Source organism: Sporosarcina sp. P13, assembly GCF_002743055.1.
Taxonomy (GTDB): Bacteria; Bacillota; Bacilli; order Bacillales_A; family Planococcaceae; genus Sporosarcina.
Genome location: NZ_PDYM01000023.1, coordinates 23,437 through 42,769, shown reverse-complemented (window position 1 = coordinate 42,769; position 19,333 = coordinate 23,437). Strand labels below are relative to the sequence as shown.

Genomic DNA, 19,333 nt, shown 5'->3' with positions numbered 1-19,333 from the left:
GAACCTCCTATTCGATAATTACTTTCCGGTAAATGTAGGTTGACGCTTTTCAATAAAAGCTTGAATGCCTTCTTTCGCATCCGCTGACACGAACACTTCTCCAAATGATTTTGCTTCTGCTTCCACACCATCATAGAACGATTGATCTTTTGAATAGGAAAGCATGTGTAGAGTATGTTTCATTGCAATGGGGCTCTTTAGCGAGATTTTCTTGGCAAGTTTTAACGTCGCTTCCATCAACTCTTCATCCGCGTATGCATGATTTGCAAGGCCCCACTGTACAGCTTCCTCACCTGTGATCGGATCACTCGTCAGCATAATTTCTGCTGCTTTTGCTACACCGACCAACCTTGGCAGTCTTTGTGTACCCGCAAATCCAGGAATGAGTCCTAATTGAAGTTCAGGTAATCCGAGTTTAGCACTTTTCGTTACCAACCGGATATGACAAGCCATCGCTAGCTCCAAGCCACCTCCAAGTGCGGCACCATGAATGGAAGCAATTACAGGTTTAACAAAGTTCTCTAACCGTTCAAAGACTTTCTGACCATTAGCGGACATCTTGGAAAACTCTTCTCCAGTATCCACAGAAGTAAACTCTTTAATATCTGCACCTGCCGAGAAGAATCTACCTTCACCATGTAGAACAACGACTCTTATATCATCGTCATGTTCTACTTTCGTCAGAAGATGATCCACTTCTTCAATCAATTTCGAAGACAGTGCATTTGCTGGCGGATGGTTGATTTTCGCCAAGGCGACGTGACCATCCTTTTCTAAAGTGATCAATGCCATCTACTACATCTCCTTTAAAAATATTTACTATTGACAATAGCCATGCAATAGCATTTTACTGACTTTTGGTGCCGTCTTAAGCAAATCAAACTTCTGATCATTCAATACCCAAGAAGTTATGGTTTCATCCATTGTGCCGAATAACATTTGTCGTGCAAGTCGTAGATCTAAGTCGGGAGAAAGTTCTCCTGTCTCTACGCCTCCTTTAAGCAGTTCATCCAATAAAACCATATATTCTTTTAGTACACCGTTAATTTGTGACCGTAGTTCTTTGTTTGACTGTCTGAGTTCTAATTGTGTAACAATCGCCAAATGCGGATCTTCTTGCAGTACTCTGAAATGGTTTTCTATTACTTGTAGTAATTTTTCAGAGATAGGAAGATCTTTTTCTAGTATCTCTTTAATGTTCACTCCAAAAACGGCCATTTTTTCTCTGAACACAGAAACGAGGATGTCTTCTTTATTTTTAAAATAAAGATATATTGTTCCATCCGCAACACCGGCTTTTTTGGCAATCTTCGAGACTTGTGCCTGATGGTAACCATTTTCCGCAATTACGATAACCGCAGCATCTACAATTTGTTTATATTTAGGCTTTGTACGCTTCAATGTGCTTCACCACCAAAAAAGAAAATATGAATGATTATTCATTCACATTTTCATGTTAATAAAGTTTTCAGTTGTAGTCAAGCATTTTGTTAAGAAGTTTTCAATGTATCGTTAGTTTCCGATAGTTTCTTTTTCTCTTCCTCTACTAACGTCCTACGTAAAATTTTACCGACAGCTGTTTTCGGTAAATCATCTCGGAAATCATATTGTCTCGGTACTTTAAATGCTGCTAATTGTTTTCTACAGTACTGATCTAATTCTACTTCTGTTACAGAATAACCTTCTTTTAAAACAATATATGCTTTAATTGTTTCTCCGCGATACGGATCCGGAACACCTGCTACGATGCATTCTTGGATTGCTGGATGTTCATATAGTACTTCCTCAATTTCGCGCGGATAGACATTAAAGCCACTTGCGATAATCATATCTTTTTTACGATCTACGACATAGAAGTATCCATCCTCATCCATATACCCTAAATCTCCTGTTAAAAACCAACCATCACGAAATGTTTCTAGCGTATCTTCTGGCCTATTCCAATATCCTGTCATCACTTGGGGACCTTTCACAGCGATTTCTCCAATTTCCCCGATCGGCATAGGCTCTGTTGAGTTTGGTCCTAAAATACAAGCATCTGTATCTGGCCAAGGTACGCCTACGGATCCTCTTTTTTGCAGTCCCCCCCACACAAAGTTCGCCATCGCTACAGGTGAGGTTTCGGTCAAACCATAGCCTTCTACCAATTTCCCGCCTGTTACTGCTTCAAATTTATCTTTTACTTCGACTGGCAATGCAGCAGAACCACTAATACATGCTTTAATTGAAGATAAATCGTATTTTACTATATCTGGTTGATTTAAAAGACCAATATAAATCGTAGGTGCCCCCGGAAATAGCGTTGGTTTTTGTTTATCAATTTCTTTTAATGCCGTTTTAAAATCAAATTTAGGAACCAATACCATACGGTGCCCTTTCATAACAGCAAAAATCAGAACTGTAGTCATTCCATACACATGAAAAAACGGTAAAATACCCATAATCGTTTCTTTTCCGTCTTCTGTTTTGTACAACCAAGCACTACACATTTCCGTATTGCTAATTAAATTGGCATGCGTCAGTTCTACACCTTTTGGCGGTCCTGTAGTTCCACCCGTATATTGCAATAATGCAATATCACCTTTCTCAAACGAAACGTGAATCGGTTCAGGTCGTGTGGATTTCATTATTTCAGTATACAAATGATGAATGCCACGATGTTCTATTTTCACCGACATTTTATGCTCTTTCTTCTGTAAAAACGGATAAATCAGATTTTTAGGAAACGGTAGATAATCTTTGATACTCGTAATGATAATATGTTCTAACGACGTTTCTTTCATGGACTTAGTAATTCTTGGAAATAGAATATCGAGCGAGATAATAACTTTCGCTCCCGAGTCATCCATTTGATACGTCAGTTCACGTTCGGTATACAGCGGGTTTGTCTGTACGACGATTCCCCCCGCATAAAGGATTCCGTAGTACGCAATCGCACCTTGCGGACAGTTCGGAAGCATGATTGCCACTCGATCACCTTTTACGACACCTAGCTTTTGCAAGTATGTCGCAAACTTCAAAGCCGATTCGTGGAACTCTGTGTACGAGATATCCTTCCCTAAAAAGTGAATCGCGGTCTTATCTGGATATTTCTTACTTGACCTTGTTAAATAGTCTTGCAATGGTATTTGTTCATAATCCAAAGTTGCCGGAATTTCAGGGGGATACGTTGAAAGCCAAGGTTTTTGCGTCATCTCCACAACTCCTCCACTTGAATATAATCGTTTGAACATTCCTTATTTATAGTATATCGATAAGCTAAATAGTTATCAAGATAAACATGAAAGCGCTTAACCTTTAGAGTCATAGACAAAGATTTTACCTGTTGATAATTAAATAAACGGTACTGACCTTCTATTCTATTGCATGTTAGATATTTATATGCTTAATTTAAAGACTAAATTACAATGAATTACCATGTGAGTTGTACGGGATTTACGCTTCAAAGAGGACGCGTTCCGGAGGGTGTCCATCCAAATAGCAAATTCCCGATCACCACCATTTACAAACTTGCAAAGTAAAAAAACACCGAGACCGTGGTCAGGGTGTGTTGGTGACAAGCCAGTATACTCCGATTAACACGAAGAGTACACAGACCGCGAGTAGAATTTTAATTAATCTTTCCATAATACATGCACTCCTATGAAATACTTGCGCCGATGACGAATGATAGACCGACGGAAATACAAAGCGAGATGAAGCCGACGGAGCGGTTGTCTGCCTGTATTTCTTCATCCACTTTGAACTTCGGGGTCAGGAATTCGAAGAGAAGGTATGCGAAGACGAGTAACGTGAAGCCAAATAATCCCCACCCTATCATTTGCGGCAAGCTATTATGCTGCTCGATGGAATAGCGAAAAATATTGGCTACACCAAAAATCTTTCCACCTGTCGCCATCGCAACTGACAAATTCCCTTTTCGAATCTCATCCCAGTTTTTATATTTTGTTACGACTTCGAATAACACCATGGAGACAATCAAACAAAGTGTGACTACACTGAAATAACCAGCCGTTTCGACCAATGGATGACTCCAAAATCCCGTATGCTTCATAACTTCGCACCCTCTTTATGTTCTCTTGCTTGTCATACGGTTCAAGAAACAAAAAGGATTCACTTTATTTTAATTCGACGACTGTTACACCGTGGCCGCCTTCACTTGCTTCGCCAAAGCGATAGTTTTTGACGCGCGAATGCTTCTTTAAATATTGCTGGACACCTTTTTGCAGGGCGCCTGTTCCTTTGCCGTGAATGATCGATACTTGATGATAATTGGAAAGCAAAGCATCGTCCAAATATTTCTCTGTACGTGCAATTGCATCCTCATAGCGTTCACCACGTAAATCTAATTCTAATTTAACATGTTCCGAACGTCCGCGAACCGCTGCCGCCACTACTTGCTTTTTCTCTTTCTCGGGCTTGGTATATTGCAGGCCAGACTCTTGTAATTTCATTTTCAAAATACCAATTTGAACAACCCATTCTTTATCTGATACTTTTTCAATAAGTGTCCCTTTTTGTCCGTAGGCTAGTACTTTCACTTCATCGCCTAGTTGCAATGGACGTGGACCAGCCTGTGCTTTAGCTACTTTCTTCTTCTTTTCTTCAGGCGCTGCACCTTCTAGTCGTTTGCGAGCTTCAATTAGTTCATGTTCTTTGACGCTTGCTCCCGCATTCATACGAAGCGCACGCAGATCAGAAATAACAGCTTCTGATTCTGTCCTTGCCTGCTCCACGATTTTCTTTGCGCGCTCCTTTGCAGCTTCCGTTAAGCGATCTTTCTGCTCATCAAATTCTGCGAGTTTCGCATTCAATTCTGCTTTTAGCTTCTCTGTTTCAAGGAGTAAATCATGTGTACGTTCCGCATCTTTTTCGGATTGCACGCGACTCGTTTCAAGCGATGCAATCATCAAATCAACTTCTCCACGGTCCTCTCCTGTAAAAGTTTTTGCCCGATCAATAATGTGAGTATGCAAGCCTAGTCGTTTGGATATTTCGAACGCATTACTTCGTCCAGGCACACCGATGAGCAATCGATACGTTGGACTCAATGTGTCGATATCGAATTCTACGCTCGCATTTGCGACTCCTGGTCGATTATAGCCATACGCTTTTAATTCGGGATAGTGGGTCGTCGCCATGACCCGCGCGCCGCTACCGTGTACTTCGTCAAGAATAGAGATTGCGAGTGCAGCCCCTTCTTGCGGATCTGTTCCTGATCCCAATTCATCGAATAATAACAATGAACGATCATCATACTTTTTCAAAATATCCACGATGTTCACCATATGGGAAGAAAACGTACTTAAGCTTTGTTCAATTGATTGCTCGTCTCCGATATCCGCATAAATTGAGTCAAACACCGCGATTTCAGAACCATCTAGTACCGGAATAGGTAATCCGGCTTGTGCCATCAGCGTACATAGGCCCACCGTTTTTAACGTCACCGTCTTCCCGCCCGTGTTTGGTCCAGTTATAACAATCGTCGTTATTTCCGAGCCAAATTCAATTGTATTGGCAACCGCTTCTTCGATTGCCAATAAAGGATGACGCGCTTTAGCCAGTCGCATATAGCCATCTGCGTTAACAGTTGGTTTAGTACATTTATTCGCAGTACCGTATTTTGCTTTAGCCAAAATGACATCGATTTCTGCTAGTAATTGAACTAAAGTAAATAAATCATGTGCCACTTCCTGAACACTAGCGGACAACGCAAGCAGAATCTTCTCTATTTCTTCTTGCTCTTTCACTTTTAACGTACGAATTTCATTATTTGCTTGTACGACTGCATCTGGTTCGATAAACAATGTCTGACCGGAAGACGACATATCATGAATGACGCCACCGTAATGCGAACGATATTCTGCCTTCACCGGGATCACATAGCGATCATTCCGAATCGTAACAATAGAATCCGATAGCATTTTCGCAGCATTCTTACCTCTCGTATAGCTCTCTAAACGTTCCCGCACACGGCTTTCCTGTATGCGTAAGCTTTGACGTATCGAGCGCAATGCAGAAGACGCGCTGTCTACCACACGGCCATTATCATCAATTGACGCATGAATTTCATGTTCAAGAGCTGTTAGGATGGGCATCGCTTCTTTACGTGCAAGTAAATGCGGAATCGAAATATCATCTTCCGCAGCCACACCTTCTAGAAATTGACGAAGAACTCTACTCGCTCGGATGGTGCCGGCAATTTCCACTAATTCCATCGCACTCAACATACCACCAATTTGTGCGCGTTTGGCATGTGGACGTATATCATGGATTCCGCCCATTGGCACGTTACCACGAATTCGCAGAAGCGCCAAACCTTCATCTGTTTCTTCCAATAAACGAGTAACATCTTCTAACTTCTGCGAGGGTACAAGCTTTTCAACATGCATTCGGCCCGCCGATGATGTACATTGCGCAGCAACTTGTAAAATAATTTTGTCAAACTCAAGTGTTTTTAAGACACGCTTTTCCAATGTCTTACGCTCCCTTTCATTTACGAATCACTTTCTCTATAAAAGTTTCAAGCGACCAAGTATTCACGACTTGTTCAGCAGGTAACCAAGCCTTCTGGGCGTATTCTACACCAATTGGCATATAGTCCAACTGCTCTGTCGCGTGTGCATCTGTATTGATCGCAATAGAAACTCCTGCCTCTTTTGCTTGAATCAAATGTTCTATACGTAAATCTAAGCGATATGGGTTAGCATTCACTTCTAATATTTTACCGTATTCACTCGCCCATTTGATCAGCTGTTCAATATCCGGATTATACCCTTCTCGTTGGCCGATAATTCGTCCTGTTGGATGTGCAATCATATGGACATACGGATTTTTACAAGCCATGTGCAAGCGCTCCATGATTTGCTCTTGTGGCTGATTGAAACTGGAATGGATAGATGCAATAACAAAATCGAGTTGTTGCAGAATCTCGTCTTCGTAATCTAATTGACCGTCCGGTAGAATATCCATTTCCGTTCCACAGAAAACTTCAATATCATCGTATTTTGCGCTCACTTCACGGATTTCTTCAATTTGTTTCAATAACCGTTCTGGCGTTAAACCATTAGCTACTTTCAAATAGTGGGAATGATCAGTGATGACCAAATGTGAATAGCCTTTTGCACGGCACGCTTGTACCATTTCTTCTACAGAATATCCACCGTCAGACCATGTTGTATGCATATGCAGATCAGACCGAATGTGATCCGGTGTAATAAGTTTCGCAATTTCTTTCGTACGTTCAAGTTCGCTACCATCTTTTCGAATACTCGGTGGAATGAATGGCAAATCAAAGTGTGCAAAAAACGCTTCTTCACTTTCAAACGTTTGTACATTGCCTACTTCATCCTCTACCCCATACTCACTAATTTTCATTTTCTTGCTCTTCGCTAATTGACGCATGCGTATATTATGCGCAGCAGACCCTGTAAAATGATGCATAGCTGTAGCGAATTGTGCGCTCGTTACAAAACGAAAATCCGCATCAATTGGGTTTTCTGTATCAAGTGAGATTGAAAGTTTCGCATCTCCCTGCGCAATGACTTTTTCTATTGGCAATGCAGCTAAAATTTGTTCCCGGACGGATTCTGGATCCTTTGTGACCACTATCCAATCCACATCAGAACTTTCTTCCTCGCGTCTTCTGTAACTACCCGCTACATGGAATTTCTCGATTTCCTCAATACCTCGAAGTTCCGCTTCTACAAATTCAACAACTTTCTCCACTTGCCAAATCGGCGTTTTTCCTGAGCGCTCTGCTAATACGTCAATCTCTCGCAGCAAATTCTCTTCCGTTTTCTTTCCAAAGCCTGGTAGTTTGCTCACCTCTTGCTTTTCACAAGCTTCGCGCAGAGATTCTACTGAATCAATGCTAAGCGCTTCATACAATTTCGCAATCTTCTTGCCGCCTAGACCTGGTATATTTAACAACGGGATTAAACCTTTTGGTACTTTCTCCTCTAATTCCTTTAGCACCTCGGATGTACCGTTGTCTATCAAATCCGTAATAACAGCTCCCGTTCCTTTACCAATTCCTTTTAAAGATAGAATATCATCCATCTCCGAAAGACTTCTTGTATCTAACTCCAAAGTAGACGCTGCTTTTCGGAATGCTGCTACTTTGAAATGATTTTCTCCAAGTAATTCCATATATAATGCAATTTTTTCAAATGTACGGATTATCGTTTTTTTGTTCAAATCAGTATCCTCCCTACTCTGATAAAAAAGCTTCCACGCAATCGGGAAGCTTTTCGTTCATATGTACACATCATTTCATTCAACCATTAACCCATGTAAACAAACCACCAGTTTTTTATTGCCGAGGAAATAATCGGTGTATGCTCAAACATCGCTTTCGCCAGTAAAGATTTGTCCAATGAATTCTGAATTACTTCAACTGGTAAGATCACTAAAACCGATAATAGGAAGAAAAGGATCAAATAAAACTCGATAAACCCAAATCCCGCACCTAAAAGACGTGCACCGAAACCTAGAACTGGTAAATGCTTTAAAAAGTCTAGCATGGAACCAATCAACTGTAATACAAGTTTAACCGCCACGAAAATAAAGATAAATGCAATCAAACGATAAAATGTCATATCTAAGTCCAAATGCTCGAATGTCCAACTTAATGATTCACTCGCTGTAGCCCCTGGATAAGGAATCCATAAAACTAGTTTTTCCGCAAATGGTTTATAATATTTATACGCTACGATAATCGAAACAATCAATCCAAACATATGGATAATCTGCACGACTAATCCTCTTCTAAATCCTGTTATCAAGCCGCCCACTAATAGAACGACCAGTAGTAAATCAATCATATTTTACCTCTCAACCCTTCAAATTTTCCAGTTCTTCTTCTAACTGTTTTACTTTTGCTTCTAATTTCAAAAAATCATGTACACTATTAACCGCTGTCAAGACAGCTATTTTTTTACTATCCAAGTGTCGATTATGTTTACTAATTTCTCGCATTCTTTCATCAACGAGCGAGGCTACATACCGCACATGCCCAGACGTTTCTGTACCAACAACCGTATATGTTTGCCCATAAATTTCAACAGTCACTCTTGACCTATTTTTGTCAGCCATGATTACGCCCTCCCCCTAAAACCCTTACACAATCATACCATGAAAGACATTTAGTTGTGAATCAAATATGCCTCACATCAGCATTGTCACTATATTTTGCAAGGATTCATTCATTACACTACACTATTTCAGGTATACTAGTGGATATCCTTTCAGGAAGTGAGTGAATGAACCGTTGAGTAACCAAGTGATTGTTTTAACAGAAAATGAAATGTCTAAGGTGTTTCAATTTTACGCAGCGAGTAAAATTACCCGCAACGCACCCGGCGTAATATTCGCCGCAAAGATAGCTGATACATCGATTACGGCTTATAAGTCAGGAAAAGTATTATTCCAGGGGGCAGGTGCTGATCGCGAAGCTGCACGTTTCGGTTCCCTCGCCACAATCACTGCAACTAAAGCGAAAAGCTCAAGCTCGAAGGGAGATGTCTTACCCGCAAACTTCGCTTCATTATCCGTCCTCGGATCAGACGAAACAGGTACCGGCGATTTCTTTGGTCCAATCACAGTCGCTGCATGTTTTGTCAGTAGTGATCAAATCGAGCTCGTCCGTGAATTAGGCGTAAAAGACTCAAAACAATTGACAGATGCCCATATGCAACAAATTGCAGGTGATCTGAAGCGAGTCGTCACCTATGCTGTTTTGACGCTCGATAATGATAAATATAACGAAATACAAAGTCAAGGGTGGTCACAAGGAAAGATCAAAGCTGTTTTGCATAACCAAGCGCTTGAGCGAGTGTTACAGCAAATGGCACCAAACACACCTGAATACATTTTAATCGACCAATTCGCTGAACGAAAAGTTTACTATAATCATTTAAAAAACGAGTCGACAATTATCCGCGACAAAGTACTTTTCTCTACAAAAGCCGAGAATTTGCATGTCTCCGTAGCGACTGCATCTATTTTAGCACGAGTAGCGTTTCTTGAAGCGATGGATCAGCTTAGCGTTAAAGCAGGCGTTACCTTACCAAAAGGAGCAGGACCCAAGGTCGACCAAATCGCTTGCCAGATCATCCGCAAAAAAGGCGAAGCGTTTTTAAAAACCCTCACAAAAGTACACTTTGCCAACACGCAAAAGGCTTTGAAATTGGTTTATAAGAAGTAAACTAGGGTTGTGGCTCGAGATTTCTATTCCCCTATTATTTCCATTAAAATGCAAAAGGGGTGGGACAAACAAAAAAATGCATGAAGGATCTTTCTTCTCCTTCATGCATTTTTCTTTTTGACTACGTATTTATAAACGTAACTTTTTTAAGATACAGGAGCGCAGGGGAACGGGCTATTTTCTAGTAATGTCCCAGCCCTTTCTCCATCTTATGATCTCAACTGAGCATTGGCCTGAACAGTCAACGCATCTAGCACCTTACTATGAACAGTAACGACTTCTTCATCCGTTAATGTACGTTCTGGATCAAAGTACGTCAACGAGAACGCCAATGACTTCTTGCCATCTTCGACATTCTTACCTTCATACAAGTCAAACAACTGAACACTTTTCAATAGCTTGCCGCCCGCTTGGTGAATAATCTTCTCCAAGTTCGCAGCAGATGTATCGCTATTTACAACTAATGCAATATCACGTGAAATTGATGGGAAACGCGGGACTGGAGTGTAGAATAATTCTTCTGCCGCTGTTTCCAAAATTACACGTAAGTTCATTTCCATTACATACGTTTCTTGTAAATCACGCTCATTTTGTACCGTTGGATGCACTTGGCCGATCATACCAACAGCTGTATCACCTAGCCATACAGTTGCGGTACGACCAGGGTGCATTCCTTCTACAGTCGCTTTTGTGAATTCAATACGCTCAAGTAGACCCAGCTGTTCGAACATACCTTCCACAATTCCCTTCATTACGAAGAAGTCTACCTTTTTAGACTCACCTTGCCACGCATGATTAACCCATTTACCCGTTAGAACTGCAGCGACATGCTCGACTTCTTTAGGTAAGCCATCTTCCTCGATACCTAAGAATACAGAACCTGTTTCATAAAGTGCCACTGACTCATTACGGCGTGCTACGTTATATGTCGCAGCATCCAATAAATGAGGGATTATGCTTTGACGAAGAACACTACGTTCTTCACTCATTGGCATGAGCAATTCCGTGACAGGTGCTGTCTCCAACGCAAATGCCTGTGCATCTTTAGGTGAAGCCAAAGAATATGTTAACGCTTGTGAAAGTCCCGCTGCTTCTAAAAATCTGCGGACGATTCGGCGCTTTGCTTGATAAGGAGTTAAGCCGCCTGGTGTACTTTCTCCGACAGGCAATGTTTTTGGAATTTCATCATAACCATAAAGACGAGCAATTTCCTCGATCATATCTTCTTTAATACGTAAATCTTGGCGTCTCGTTGGAATATCCATCACCAGTTGGCCGTTGATTGCTTCTGTAGGAATTTGTAAGCGATCCATGATGCTTTTCATTTCGTCCATCGGAATTTTCATACCTAGACGATTATTGACGTAATCCGGTGAAAGAATAATACGCTCAGGCGTTTTGTCTAGCTCGTCAAATGTTACAGAGCCACCTAACACTTCTCCACCAGCAAGTTCAGCCATTAATTGCGCTGCACGTTCGGCTGCATCTACTACACGGTTTGGATCTACACCTTTTTCAAAACGTGTACTCGCATCACTACGTAGTCCAACTTCTTTCGATGTCTGACGCACGGATCCCGGAGCGAAATAAGCCGATTCAATCACGACAGTCGTTGTGCCTTCGTGTACTTCAGAATTCGCACCACCCATTACACCCGCAAGTGCCACTGGTTCGATGCCGTTTGTAATCACAAGGTTGTGATCATTCAATGTACGTTCAGCCTGATCAAGTGTCACGATCGTTTCGTCAACACGTGCATGTCGAACGACGATTTCTTTCGTTTCAAGACGATTATAGTCGAACGCGTGCAATGGCTGTCCATATTCCATCAACACATAGTTCGTAATGTCAACGATGTTATTATGCGGACGAATGCCTGCTGACATCAGTGTATTTTGTAACCATTGCGGTGATTCTGCTACTTTAACGTTCTTCACGACTTTCGCTACATACATCGGATTATCTTCAGTTGCTTCTACTGTCAATTTCAAATAATCCTGTGCTTTTTCAGCTGATGCCTTATAAGAAATAACCGGTAATTTAACTTCTTTTGAAAGAATAGCCCCTACTTCGTACGCTACACCTAGCATGCTTAACGCATCTGAACGGTTCGGTGTCAAATCAAACTCAAGCACTTGGTCGTACAGTCCAAGATGTCTCAACGCACTATCTCCTGCACGTACATCACTTGGCAAGACATAAATTCCTTCTGCATAGGCTTTCGGCACAAGCTTTCCTTCGATGCCAAGCTCTTGCAATGAACAGATCATACCGTTTGACTCTTCGCCACGAAGTTTTGCTTTTTTAATTTTCATTCCACCAGGTAAAACAGCGCCCGGACGTGCAACGATTACTTTTTGTCCCGCCGCGATATTCGGTGCACCACAAATAATTTGCGTGACTTCCCCGCCTACATCAACTTGACAAATATGAAGCTTGTCTGCTTCTGGATGCTTAACGCAATCTGTCACATACCCTATAACAATATTATCCATTCCTAATGAACGATTGATAATACCGTCTACTTCAATTCCCGCGCGTGTGATTTTTTCTGCCAAATCCTCTACGCTCAATTCATTCCAATCTACATACGTACTTAACCAATTTGTTGATACTAACATCAGTATTCCTCCTTATGCCTCTGCCCGGTGGAATTGTGAAATAAACCGAATGTCATTTGTATAGAAATGACGAATATCTTCCACGCCGTATTTTAACATCGCAATTCGTTCTGGTCCCATACCGAACGCAAATCCTGTGACTTCTTCCGGATTATAGCCGGCCATCTGAAGAACGTTCGGGTGTACCATACCTGCACCTAAAATTTCAATCCAGCCGGTTTTCTTACACACGTTACAGCCTGACCCGCCACATTTGAAACAAGAAATATCCATTTCTACAGAAGGCTCAGTGAATGGGAAAAAGCTTGGACGCAGACGAATTTCACGCTCTGCACCGAATAATTTCTTCGCCAATAAATCAAGCGTACCTTTTAAATCACTCATACGGATATTTTCTCCGACAACCAATCCTTCAATTTGTGTAAATTGGTGGGAATGCGTCGCGTCATCTGAGTCGCGGCGATACACTTTTCCTGGACAGATGATCTTTATCGCAGAACCTTCTTTAGCTTCCATCGTACGTGCTTGTACAGGTGAAGTGTGCGTACGCAGTAAGATGTCTTCTGTAATATAGAAGGAATCTTGCATATCACGTGCTGGATGACCTTTTGGCAAGTTCAATGCTTCAAAGTTATAGTAGTCCTTTTCAACTTCAGGACCTTCTGCAATTTCATAGCCCATGCTAATAAAGAAATCTTCAATTTCTTCAACAACGCGTGTTAGCGGATGGTGGTTACCAAGTTCTACTGGACGACCAGGTAGTGTGACGTCGATTGATTCTTTAGCGAGCTGTTCCTGGATCGCTGCTTGTTCTAGGACTTCTTTGCGTTCCTCCAAGATTTCCGTTACGCTTTCACGAATTTCGTTGACAAGCGCGCCCATTTTCGGACGTTCTTCCGCAGGCAGTTTTCCCATTCCTTTAAGTAAGTCTGTGATCGGACCTTTTTTCCCAAGGTAGGCCACGCGGACATCGTTTAGTTCTTTAACAGTATTAGACTGTTTGATTTTCTCCATGACTTGTTCTTTCAGTTCATGTAGCTGTTCTTTCATGTGTATGAGCTCCTCTCTCTATTTCAGGTGTGGTTTTCACACGTTCCATATAGGAAGTTTTACGAAAAACAAAAAACTCGCCCCTATAAAAGGGACGAGGTCGATTTCGCGGTACCACCCTGATTAGTTTGCATCATAAAAAAATAGGATGCAAAATCACTTAAATTGGAATAACGGTCCTTTGCCGGCACGCCTTTACATAAATGGTCCAAGCGTGCAGCTCGCGGGGTGAACTTCGGTGAGGCGCGTTTTTCACACTTTCAGTCGAGGTGTGAAATCCCTAAGAACGCAACTTTTCATCTACTTTTCCCGGTCGTTGCTATTGTTTTGATTCATCTCACAGTATACCGTAAAACGATTTCGCCTTCAATAGGCTTATTACAGCTCGCGTAGTGTATATAATAGAATGCCTGTCGCAACGGCTACATTTAGTGATTCAGCTTGTCCATAAAGAGGGATTTTCACAACGTGATCTGCTTGAGACAATAGTTCAGGATCTACACCGCTTCCTTCATTGCCGACGAGTAAGGCAAAAGCCGGTTGTGGTTTCATCTCACTTAATGTGACCGCTTCCTGTAGCCCTGTGCCAATGACTGGGATGTTTTCTGATTTCAAACGTTCAAGCCATGTTGTCAATTCTTCACGTACGACCGGAATATGGAAATGTGATCCTTGTGCTGAACGTACCGTCTTTGGATTGAATGGATCCGCGCAACCTTTACCAAGAATGACTGCATCTAATCCAGCTGCATCCGCTGTACGGATCATCGTGCCAATATTTCCTGGATCTTGAACAGCGTCAATCAGCAATAGACGTTTCCATTGACGTTGGTCCGTTTCATCATATTTCGGCTGTCGGCAATAGGCAAAAACGCCTTGTGTTTGTTCTGTTTCAGAAATCTCTTTCGCAACCGTTGCCGTCAAATCAATAATCGGCGCGTTCCAGTGTGATGGAATAGCGATGTCTTCACGTACAAGTAGCTGAATAACCAAGTCTGGTTGTTTCAACGCTTCTTCCACAAGATGAAAACCTTCAACGAGAAACTCTTTCGTCTGATCACGCTCTTTTCTTGTAGTCACTAGCTTTTTCCAATGTTTTACTAAGGAGTTTTGAGTTGATTCGATTCGTTTATTCAAGAGGCAGTACATCCTTTTTTCTTTTTAGTGTACCAAATACACGTATATTTAGATACTGTTGTGGAAAAGATGATGATAGGAGGCTGATAATATGGATTTTCAAATACGAGATGCGATTGCGGCGAATATGACGAATAATAGTGCTTCAGATGTACGTAATGTGATTGATGATGCAATTGCGCGTGGTGAGGAACATTTACTGCCAGGATTAGGTGTGTTTTTCGAACAACTTTGGCGACGTGCTGACGATCAAGAAAAGCAAGAAATGACAAGCGAACTGGCGCAGGCATTTGCTAAAGCGCAATAAGTTTTGACTACTTAGCAAAAAACATAACAATACATCCTTCATTCTACGCGAGTGAAGGATGTATTGTTTATTAAAATAGTTTCTGAAACACCCAAGAAAAAACATCAATCCCTAGTACGGCTAAGAACGCAAAGACGATGGACCAAATGGCTAGACTAATTACAAGCCAGATCGACGTTAGTTTTTTAGATGAACCAAGTGCCAAAGCTAAGAATGCAGCGAGATGGGACCCTATCAAAATAGGTCCGAGTAACGCAAGCCCAGGTACACCATAACGTCTCCAAATCGTTTCAGCTCGCGCGGTTCGTTTGGAAGGTAGTGCAACAGCCTTCTTTCTTTTACTATCCCACCATGTTTTCAACTTCTGAAATACAATCACTTCAATCAAAATAGTAGTAGCATTTCCAGCAAATCCAATTATAGTTGCAGTTACTGGCGACATTCCTCTTAAAATACCGAGGGGAACCGCCACAAGAACTTCAAAGCCTGGCGCGGCGCCTAAGAGAAACACAAGTATATACGTTAACAAACTTTTTTCCTCCCTCATTCGGGTTGATTACAGTATAGCAAAGACATGTAGTAGTAGACATAAAAAAACTGCCCTCCTATTAAATTAGGAAAGCAGTTATATTCTTATAGCAATGAAGCCAAGACAGCTTTTTGTGCATGTAGACGGTTGCCTGCTTGTTGGAATACATAAGAATTTTCACCATCAATAACTGACGCGGTAACCTCTTCTTCACGGTGCGCAGGTAGACAATGTAAAAATACATAATCTTTTTTCGCATGACCTACTAGTTGATCATTGATTTGAAAGTCTTTGAAATCGATTAGACGTTTCGCCGCTTCTTCTTCTTGACCCATACTCGTCCATACGTCTGTATAGATTGCATCTGCGTCTGTTGCCGCTTCAATTGGATCATATGTCGCCGTCACGCTACCGCCATTTGCTTCAGCAATTTTCTTCGCTTTTTCTAGTAAACCTGCATGGTATTCATAACCTTTAGGTGTAGCGACTGCCACGTTCATCCCCATATGTGCACCTGCAATAACTAGTGAATGCGCTACGTTATTGCCGTCTCCAATATAGGAAAGCTTCTGGCCCTTTAGATCGCCTTTCACTTCTTTGATCGTTAATAGATCAGCCATTGCCTGACATGGGTGGAATAAATCCGTAAGTCCATTAATTACTGGAACGGTTGTATGTTCAGCTAATTCTTCTACCATTTTATGCGATTTTGCACGAATCATGACACCATCCAAAAATTGTGACAATACTTTCCCAGTATCTGATACGGACTCCCCACGACCGATTTGCAAATCACGTGCGTTCATGAATAGGCCATGTCCACCAAGATGAATCATGCCGACTTCGAATGAAATACGCGTACGAGTGGAATGCTTCTCAAAAATCATACCAAGCGTTTTGCCCGCCAATACAGGTGGCTTTTTTCCAGCAAGTGTATCTTGTTTCATATCATATGCAAGTTGAAGTAAATAAGCAATTTCTTCACTTGAATAATCTAATAATGTCAAGAAGTCGCGTCCCTTTAGACTTTCTTTTTCTATCAGTGATTTTGTTTGATTATTATTTGTCATTTCCTGATCCCTACCATCCATTTGAAGTATGTATAAATTAGTATACCTATGTATATTTATGAAGTCAAATGAATTTTTATTACTTTAATCATTGTTTAAACAATAACAGCGATACCATGATGGCACCGCTGCTAAAAATTATTCGAATGTTATTTTATGAACTGTTTCGGCATCCAATCGTTTCACTAGTTCCACTAAAAGTTTCACTGTGTTCTCAAAGTCTGCACGATGTAACATAGCTGCATGGGAGTGAATGTAACGGGTAGGGATACAAATCGCCAATGTCGGAATTCCTGTACCACTTACATGAATGGATCCTGCATCCGTTCCACCACCAGCCATTGTGGCAAACTGATAAGGGATTTTAAGCTCTTCTGCTGTCTCTACTACAAAATTACGCAAGCCTCTATGCGATACCATTGATGCATCATACAACAGGATTTGTGGACCTTCGCCCATATTACCTACGGATTCTTTAGCCGTCACTCCTGGCGTATCTCCTGCAATTCCTACGTCTACCGCAAAGCCGATTGCTGGTTGAATTTTATTTGTCGCGGTTTTTGCTCCACGTAAACCCACTTCTTCTTGAATCGCACCGACACCGTAGACCCGGTTTGGATGCTTTTCATCTTTTAACTGTTTCATCACTTCAATTGCGATTGCACAACCAATTCGGTTATCCCACGCTTTTGCAAGTAAGAAATTTTCGTTTTTCATAACAGTAAAATCAAAGTACGGTACTGCCATATCACCCGGTAGAATTCCCCACGACAATACTTCTTCCTTAGATGTAGCACCAACGTCAAAAAACATGTCTTTAATATCTACTGGCTTTTTACGCGCTTCAGGAGTTAGAATATGTGGCGGTTTTGAGCCAATGACACCTGTAATCGTTTCGCCTGAGCGCGTGACGATGGACACACGTTGAGCGAGCATCACTTGTGACCACCAACCACCTACTGTTTGGAAATAAATGAAGCCTTTATCATCTATTCGTGTAACCATAAAACCGACTTCATCCAAGTGCCCAGCAATCATAATTTTAGGTCCATTCGCATCGCCTTCTTTGTGCGCGATCAATGAACCAAGACCGTCGTGATCGATTTCATCTACAAATGGTTCGATATGTTTTTTCATCACGTCACGTGCTTCTCTCTCATTGCCTGGGATCCCACGTGCATCTGTCAACTCTTTAAGCATCTCTAACGTTTCATCTAGTTCCATAAAAAGCGTTCCTCCTCTTTTTACTACCTTTTAACGTAACACGTACTTATAGAAGTTCTTTCCTTAAGTCCGCTGGAGACTTCGGTGATAGTAAACCTGGAGCGATGTCATAGACCGTTTTCGCGCCTGTATCACCTTTTTGTTGTAACTTGTATGCTGCACGTGCGTAAGCTACTAGTACGCTAGAAGTAAATTCAGGGTTGCTATCTAGTTTCAATGAAAACTCGATCACTTGGTCTGTATGCTTACCAGTACTACCACTTCTAATAACAAATCCACCATGCGGCATTTTCGCGTGATCACGACGTAATTCATCTTCTGTGATGAAGTTAACTGTTGTATTGTATTCTGCGAAATAATCTGGCATAGTAACGATTGTTTCACGCACTTGTTCTTCGCTTGCGCCTTCTTCTAATACAACATAACATTCACGTGTATGTTTCTCTTTTGTTGTTAATTCCGGGTGTTCACCATTACGCACACGATTGATTGCATCTTCTGCAGGTATTGTATATTGAACGCCAGCTTTGACTCCATCCACTCGTCTAACTGCATCAGAGTGTCCTTGGCTCAAACCTTTACCCCAGAATGTATACGTTTCCCCTACAGGCAAAATCGCTTCACCCATTAAACGATTGATAGAGAATAGACCTGGATCCCAGCCAACTGAAATGATCGCTGTTGTACCTGCTGCTTTTGCTACTTCATCGACCGCAGCGAAATACTCAGGAATTTTAGCATGTGTATCAAAACTATCGACCGTTGTGAAATATTTGGCGAGTGCAGGACCTTGCTCAGGAAGATCGTTTTTTGAACCGCCACATAAAATCAGGACATCGATTTTTTCTTTGAATGATTCAATTTCATCAAGTTTGTAGACAGGCACTTGATCAGAAAGCAGTTGAACATCTTCAGGCTCTCTGCGCGTGAAGACACCAACTAACTCCATATCCCCATTCTGACTGATTGAGGATTCAACGCCACGCCCCAAATTTCCGTATCCCGCGATACCTACTCGAATTACATTAGTCAAATTAACCGATCCCCTTCCACTTTCTTGTTTACCTTTCCCATTTTACCGTGAAGGCTACGAGATTGCGAATATTTCTATAGTTCGTATGAAATATTTAACGTTCCATTCGGACTTTTTTTCTTCATGAGCAGTTCCGTTCATTTCATAAAGTTTCA

Annotated in this window: 17 protein-coding genes and 1 other annotated feature; of the genes, 2 read left to right on the top strand and 15 right to left on the bottom strand. The window is 41.5% G+C overall.

Features of this window, described 5'->3' with window-relative positions; all coding sequences use genetic code 11:
* Positions 1-18: 18 nt before the first annotated feature.
* The 8 genes from CSV79_RS11145 to zapA form a co-directional block, all read right to left on the bottom strand.
* The gene (locus CSV79_RS11145) at positions 19-792 is read right to left on the bottom strand and encodes an enoyl-CoA hydratase (protein ID WP_099689129.1); all 774 of its coding nucleotides are present in this window, start codon (positions 790-792) and stop codon (positions 19-21) included.
* Positions 793-819: 27 nt separating this feature from the next.
* On the bottom strand, positions 820-1,401 hold the full coding sequence (locus CSV79_RS11140; protein WP_099689128.1) for a fatty acid metabolism transcriptional regulator FadR: 582 nt from the start codon (positions 1,399-1,401) through the stop codon (positions 820-822).
* An 89-nt stretch (positions 1,402-1,490) separates the two neighbouring features.
* The gene (locus CSV79_RS11135; RefSeq protein WP_099689127.1) at positions 1,491-3,194 is read right to left on the bottom strand and encodes an AMP-binding protein; all 1,704 of its coding nucleotides are present in this window, start codon (positions 3,192-3,194) and stop codon (positions 1,491-1,493) included.
* A 446-nt stretch (positions 3,195-3,640) separates the two neighbouring features.
* Complete coding sequence (locus CSV79_RS11130) at positions 3,641-4,054, bottom strand: DUF350 domain-containing protein (RefSeq protein ID WP_099689126.1); 414 nt, start codon at positions 4,052-4,054, stop codon at positions 3,641-3,643.
* A gap of 64 nt (positions 4,055-4,118) precedes the next feature.
* Positions 4,119-6,476 carry an endonuclease MutS2 gene (locus tag CSV79_RS11125; protein ID WP_099689125.1) on the bottom strand — a complete coding sequence of 786 codons (2,358 nt, stop codon included), beginning with the start codon at positions 6,474-6,476 and terminating at the stop codon, positions 4,119-4,121.
* Between the two features lie 16 nt (positions 6,477-6,492).
* Positions 6,493-8,199 (bottom strand): DNA polymerase/3'-5' exonuclease PolX, encoded by a 1,707-nt coding sequence (polX, locus tag CSV79_RS11120; RefSeq protein ID WP_099689124.1) that lies wholly within the window; start codon positions 8,197-8,199, stop codon positions 6,493-6,495.
* 86 nt (positions 8,200-8,285) lie between these two features.
* On the bottom strand, positions 8,286-8,825 hold the full coding sequence (locus CSV79_RS11115; RefSeq protein WP_099689123.1) for a CvpA family protein: 540 nt from the start codon (positions 8,823-8,825) through the stop codon (positions 8,286-8,288).
* Positions 8,826-8,835: 10 nt separating this feature from the next.
* On the bottom strand, positions 8,836-9,096 hold the full coding sequence (zapA, locus tag CSV79_RS11110; protein ID WP_099689122.1) for a cell division protein ZapA: 261 nt from the start codon (positions 9,094-9,096) through the stop codon (positions 8,836-8,838).
* Between the two features lie 175 nt (positions 9,097-9,271).
* On the opposite strand from zapA, the gene rnhC reads away from it, so the two are divergent.
* On the top strand, positions 9,272-10,207 hold the full coding sequence (gene rnhC, locus CSV79_RS11105; RefSeq protein WP_099689138.1) for a ribonuclease HIII: 936 nt from the start codon (positions 9,272-9,274) through the stop codon (positions 10,205-10,207).
* 209 nt (positions 10,208-10,416) lie between these two features.
* On the opposite strand, the gene pheT is transcribed toward rnhC, so the two are convergent.
* The 3 genes from pheT to CSV79_RS11090 all read right to left on the bottom strand — a co-directional run bounded on the left by pheT (position 10,417) and on the right by CSV79_RS11090 (position 15,027).
* Positions 10,417-12,828 carry a phenylalanine--tRNA ligase subunit beta gene (gene pheT / locus CSV79_RS11100; protein WP_099689121.1) on the bottom strand — a complete coding sequence of 804 codons (2,412 nt, stop codon included), beginning with the start codon at positions 12,826-12,828 and terminating at the stop codon, positions 10,417-10,419.
* 12 nt (positions 12,829-12,840) lie between these two features.
* Positions 12,841-13,878: a phenylalanine--tRNA ligase subunit alpha gene (gene pheS, locus CSV79_RS11095; protein WP_099689120.1), complete on the bottom strand. Its 1,038-nt coding sequence runs from the start codon at positions 13,876-13,878 to the stop codon at positions 12,841-12,843.
* Positions 13,879-13,965: 87 nt separating this feature from the next.
* Positions 13,966-14,204, bottom strand: a binding site (T-box leader).
* Between the two features lie 52 nt (positions 14,205-14,256).
* Positions 14,257-15,027: a TrmH family RNA methyltransferase gene (locus tag CSV79_RS11090; protein ID WP_099689119.1), complete on the bottom strand. Its 771-nt coding sequence runs from the start codon at positions 15,025-15,027 to the stop codon at positions 14,257-14,259.
* A gap of 79 nt (positions 15,028-15,106) precedes the next feature.
* On the opposite strand from CSV79_RS11090, the gene sspI reads away from it, so the two are divergent.
* Positions 15,107-15,322 carry a small acid-soluble spore protein SspI gene (sspI, locus tag CSV79_RS11085; RefSeq protein ID WP_099689118.1) on the top strand — a complete coding sequence of 72 codons (216 nt, stop codon included), beginning with the start codon at positions 15,107-15,109 and terminating at the stop codon, positions 15,320-15,322.
* A gap of 70 nt (positions 15,323-15,392) precedes the next feature.
* Here the strand turns inward: sspI and CSV79_RS11080 are convergent, their stop codons facing one another.
* From CSV79_RS11080 to CSV79_RS11065, 4 genes are all read right to left on the bottom strand, one after another.
* Positions 15,393-15,851: a small multi-drug export protein gene (locus tag CSV79_RS11080; protein WP_099689117.1), complete on the bottom strand. Its 459-nt coding sequence runs from the start codon at positions 15,849-15,851 to the stop codon at positions 15,393-15,395.
* A gap of 104 nt (positions 15,852-15,955) precedes the next feature.
* Positions 15,956-16,921 carry an ornithine carbamoyltransferase gene (argF, locus tag CSV79_RS11075; protein WP_099689116.1) on the bottom strand — a complete coding sequence of 322 codons (966 nt, stop codon included), beginning with the start codon at positions 16,919-16,921 and terminating at the stop codon, positions 15,956-15,958.
* Positions 16,922-17,059: 138 nt separating this feature from the next.
* A complete protein-coding gene (locus CSV79_RS11070) occupies positions 17,060-18,145 on the bottom strand; it encodes a M42 family metallopeptidase (RefSeq protein ID WP_099689115.1) in 1,086 nt (361 codons plus the stop codon).
* Between the two features lie 46 nt (positions 18,146-18,191).
* The gene (locus CSV79_RS11065) at positions 18,192-19,178 is read right to left on the bottom strand and encodes a diaminopimelate dehydrogenase (protein WP_099689114.1); all 987 of its coding nucleotides are present in this window, start codon (positions 19,176-19,178) and stop codon (positions 18,192-18,194) included.
* Positions 19,179-19,333: the final 155 nt, after the last annotated feature.

What these genes read in the sequence shown, in the direction of transcription:
- CSV79_RS11145 (WP_099689129.1), bottom strand. Translation starts at nt 792, where the DNA reads ATGGCATTGATCACTTTAGAAAAGGATGGTCACGTCGCCTTGGCGAAA.
- CSV79_RS11135 (WP_099689127.1), bottom strand. Translation starts at nt 3,194, where the DNA reads ATGACGCAAAAACCTTGGCTTTCAACGTATCCCCCTGAAATTCCGGCA.
- CSV79_RS11130 (WP_099689126.1), bottom strand. Translation starts at nt 4,054, where the DNA reads ATGAAGCATACGGGATTTTGGAGTCATCCATTGGTCGAAACGGCTGGT.
- CSV79_RS11115 (WP_099689123.1), bottom strand. Translation starts at nt 8,825, where the DNA reads ATGATTGATTTACTACTGGTCGTTCTATTAGTGGGCGGCTTGATAACA.
- zapA (WP_099689122.1), bottom strand. Translation starts at nt 9,096, where the DNA reads ATGGCTGACAAAAATAGGTCAAGAGTGACTGTTGAAATTTATGGGCAA.
- pheT (WP_099689121.1), bottom strand. Translation starts at nt 12,828, where the DNA reads ATGTTAGTATCAACAAATTGGTTAAGTACGTATGTAGATTGGAATGAA.
- pheS (WP_099689120.1), bottom strand. Translation starts at nt 13,878, where the DNA reads ATGAAAGAACAGCTACATGAACTGAAAGAACAAGTCATGGAGAAAATC.
- CSV79_RS11090 (WP_099689119.1), bottom strand. Translation starts at nt 15,027, where the DNA reads ATGTACTGCCTCTTGAATAAACGAATCGAATCAACTCAAAACTCCTTA.
- sspI (WP_099689118.1), top strand. Translation starts at nt 15,107, where the DNA reads ATGGATTTTCAAATACGAGATGCGATTGCGGCGAATATGACGAATAAT.
- argF (WP_099689116.1), bottom strand. Translation starts at nt 16,921, where the DNA reads ATGACAAATAATAATCAAACAAAATCACTGATAGAAAAAGAAAGTCTA.
- CSV79_RS11070 (WP_099689115.1), bottom strand. Translation starts at nt 18,145, where the DNA reads ATGGAACTAGATGAAACGTTAGAGATGCTTAAAGAGTTGACAGATGCA.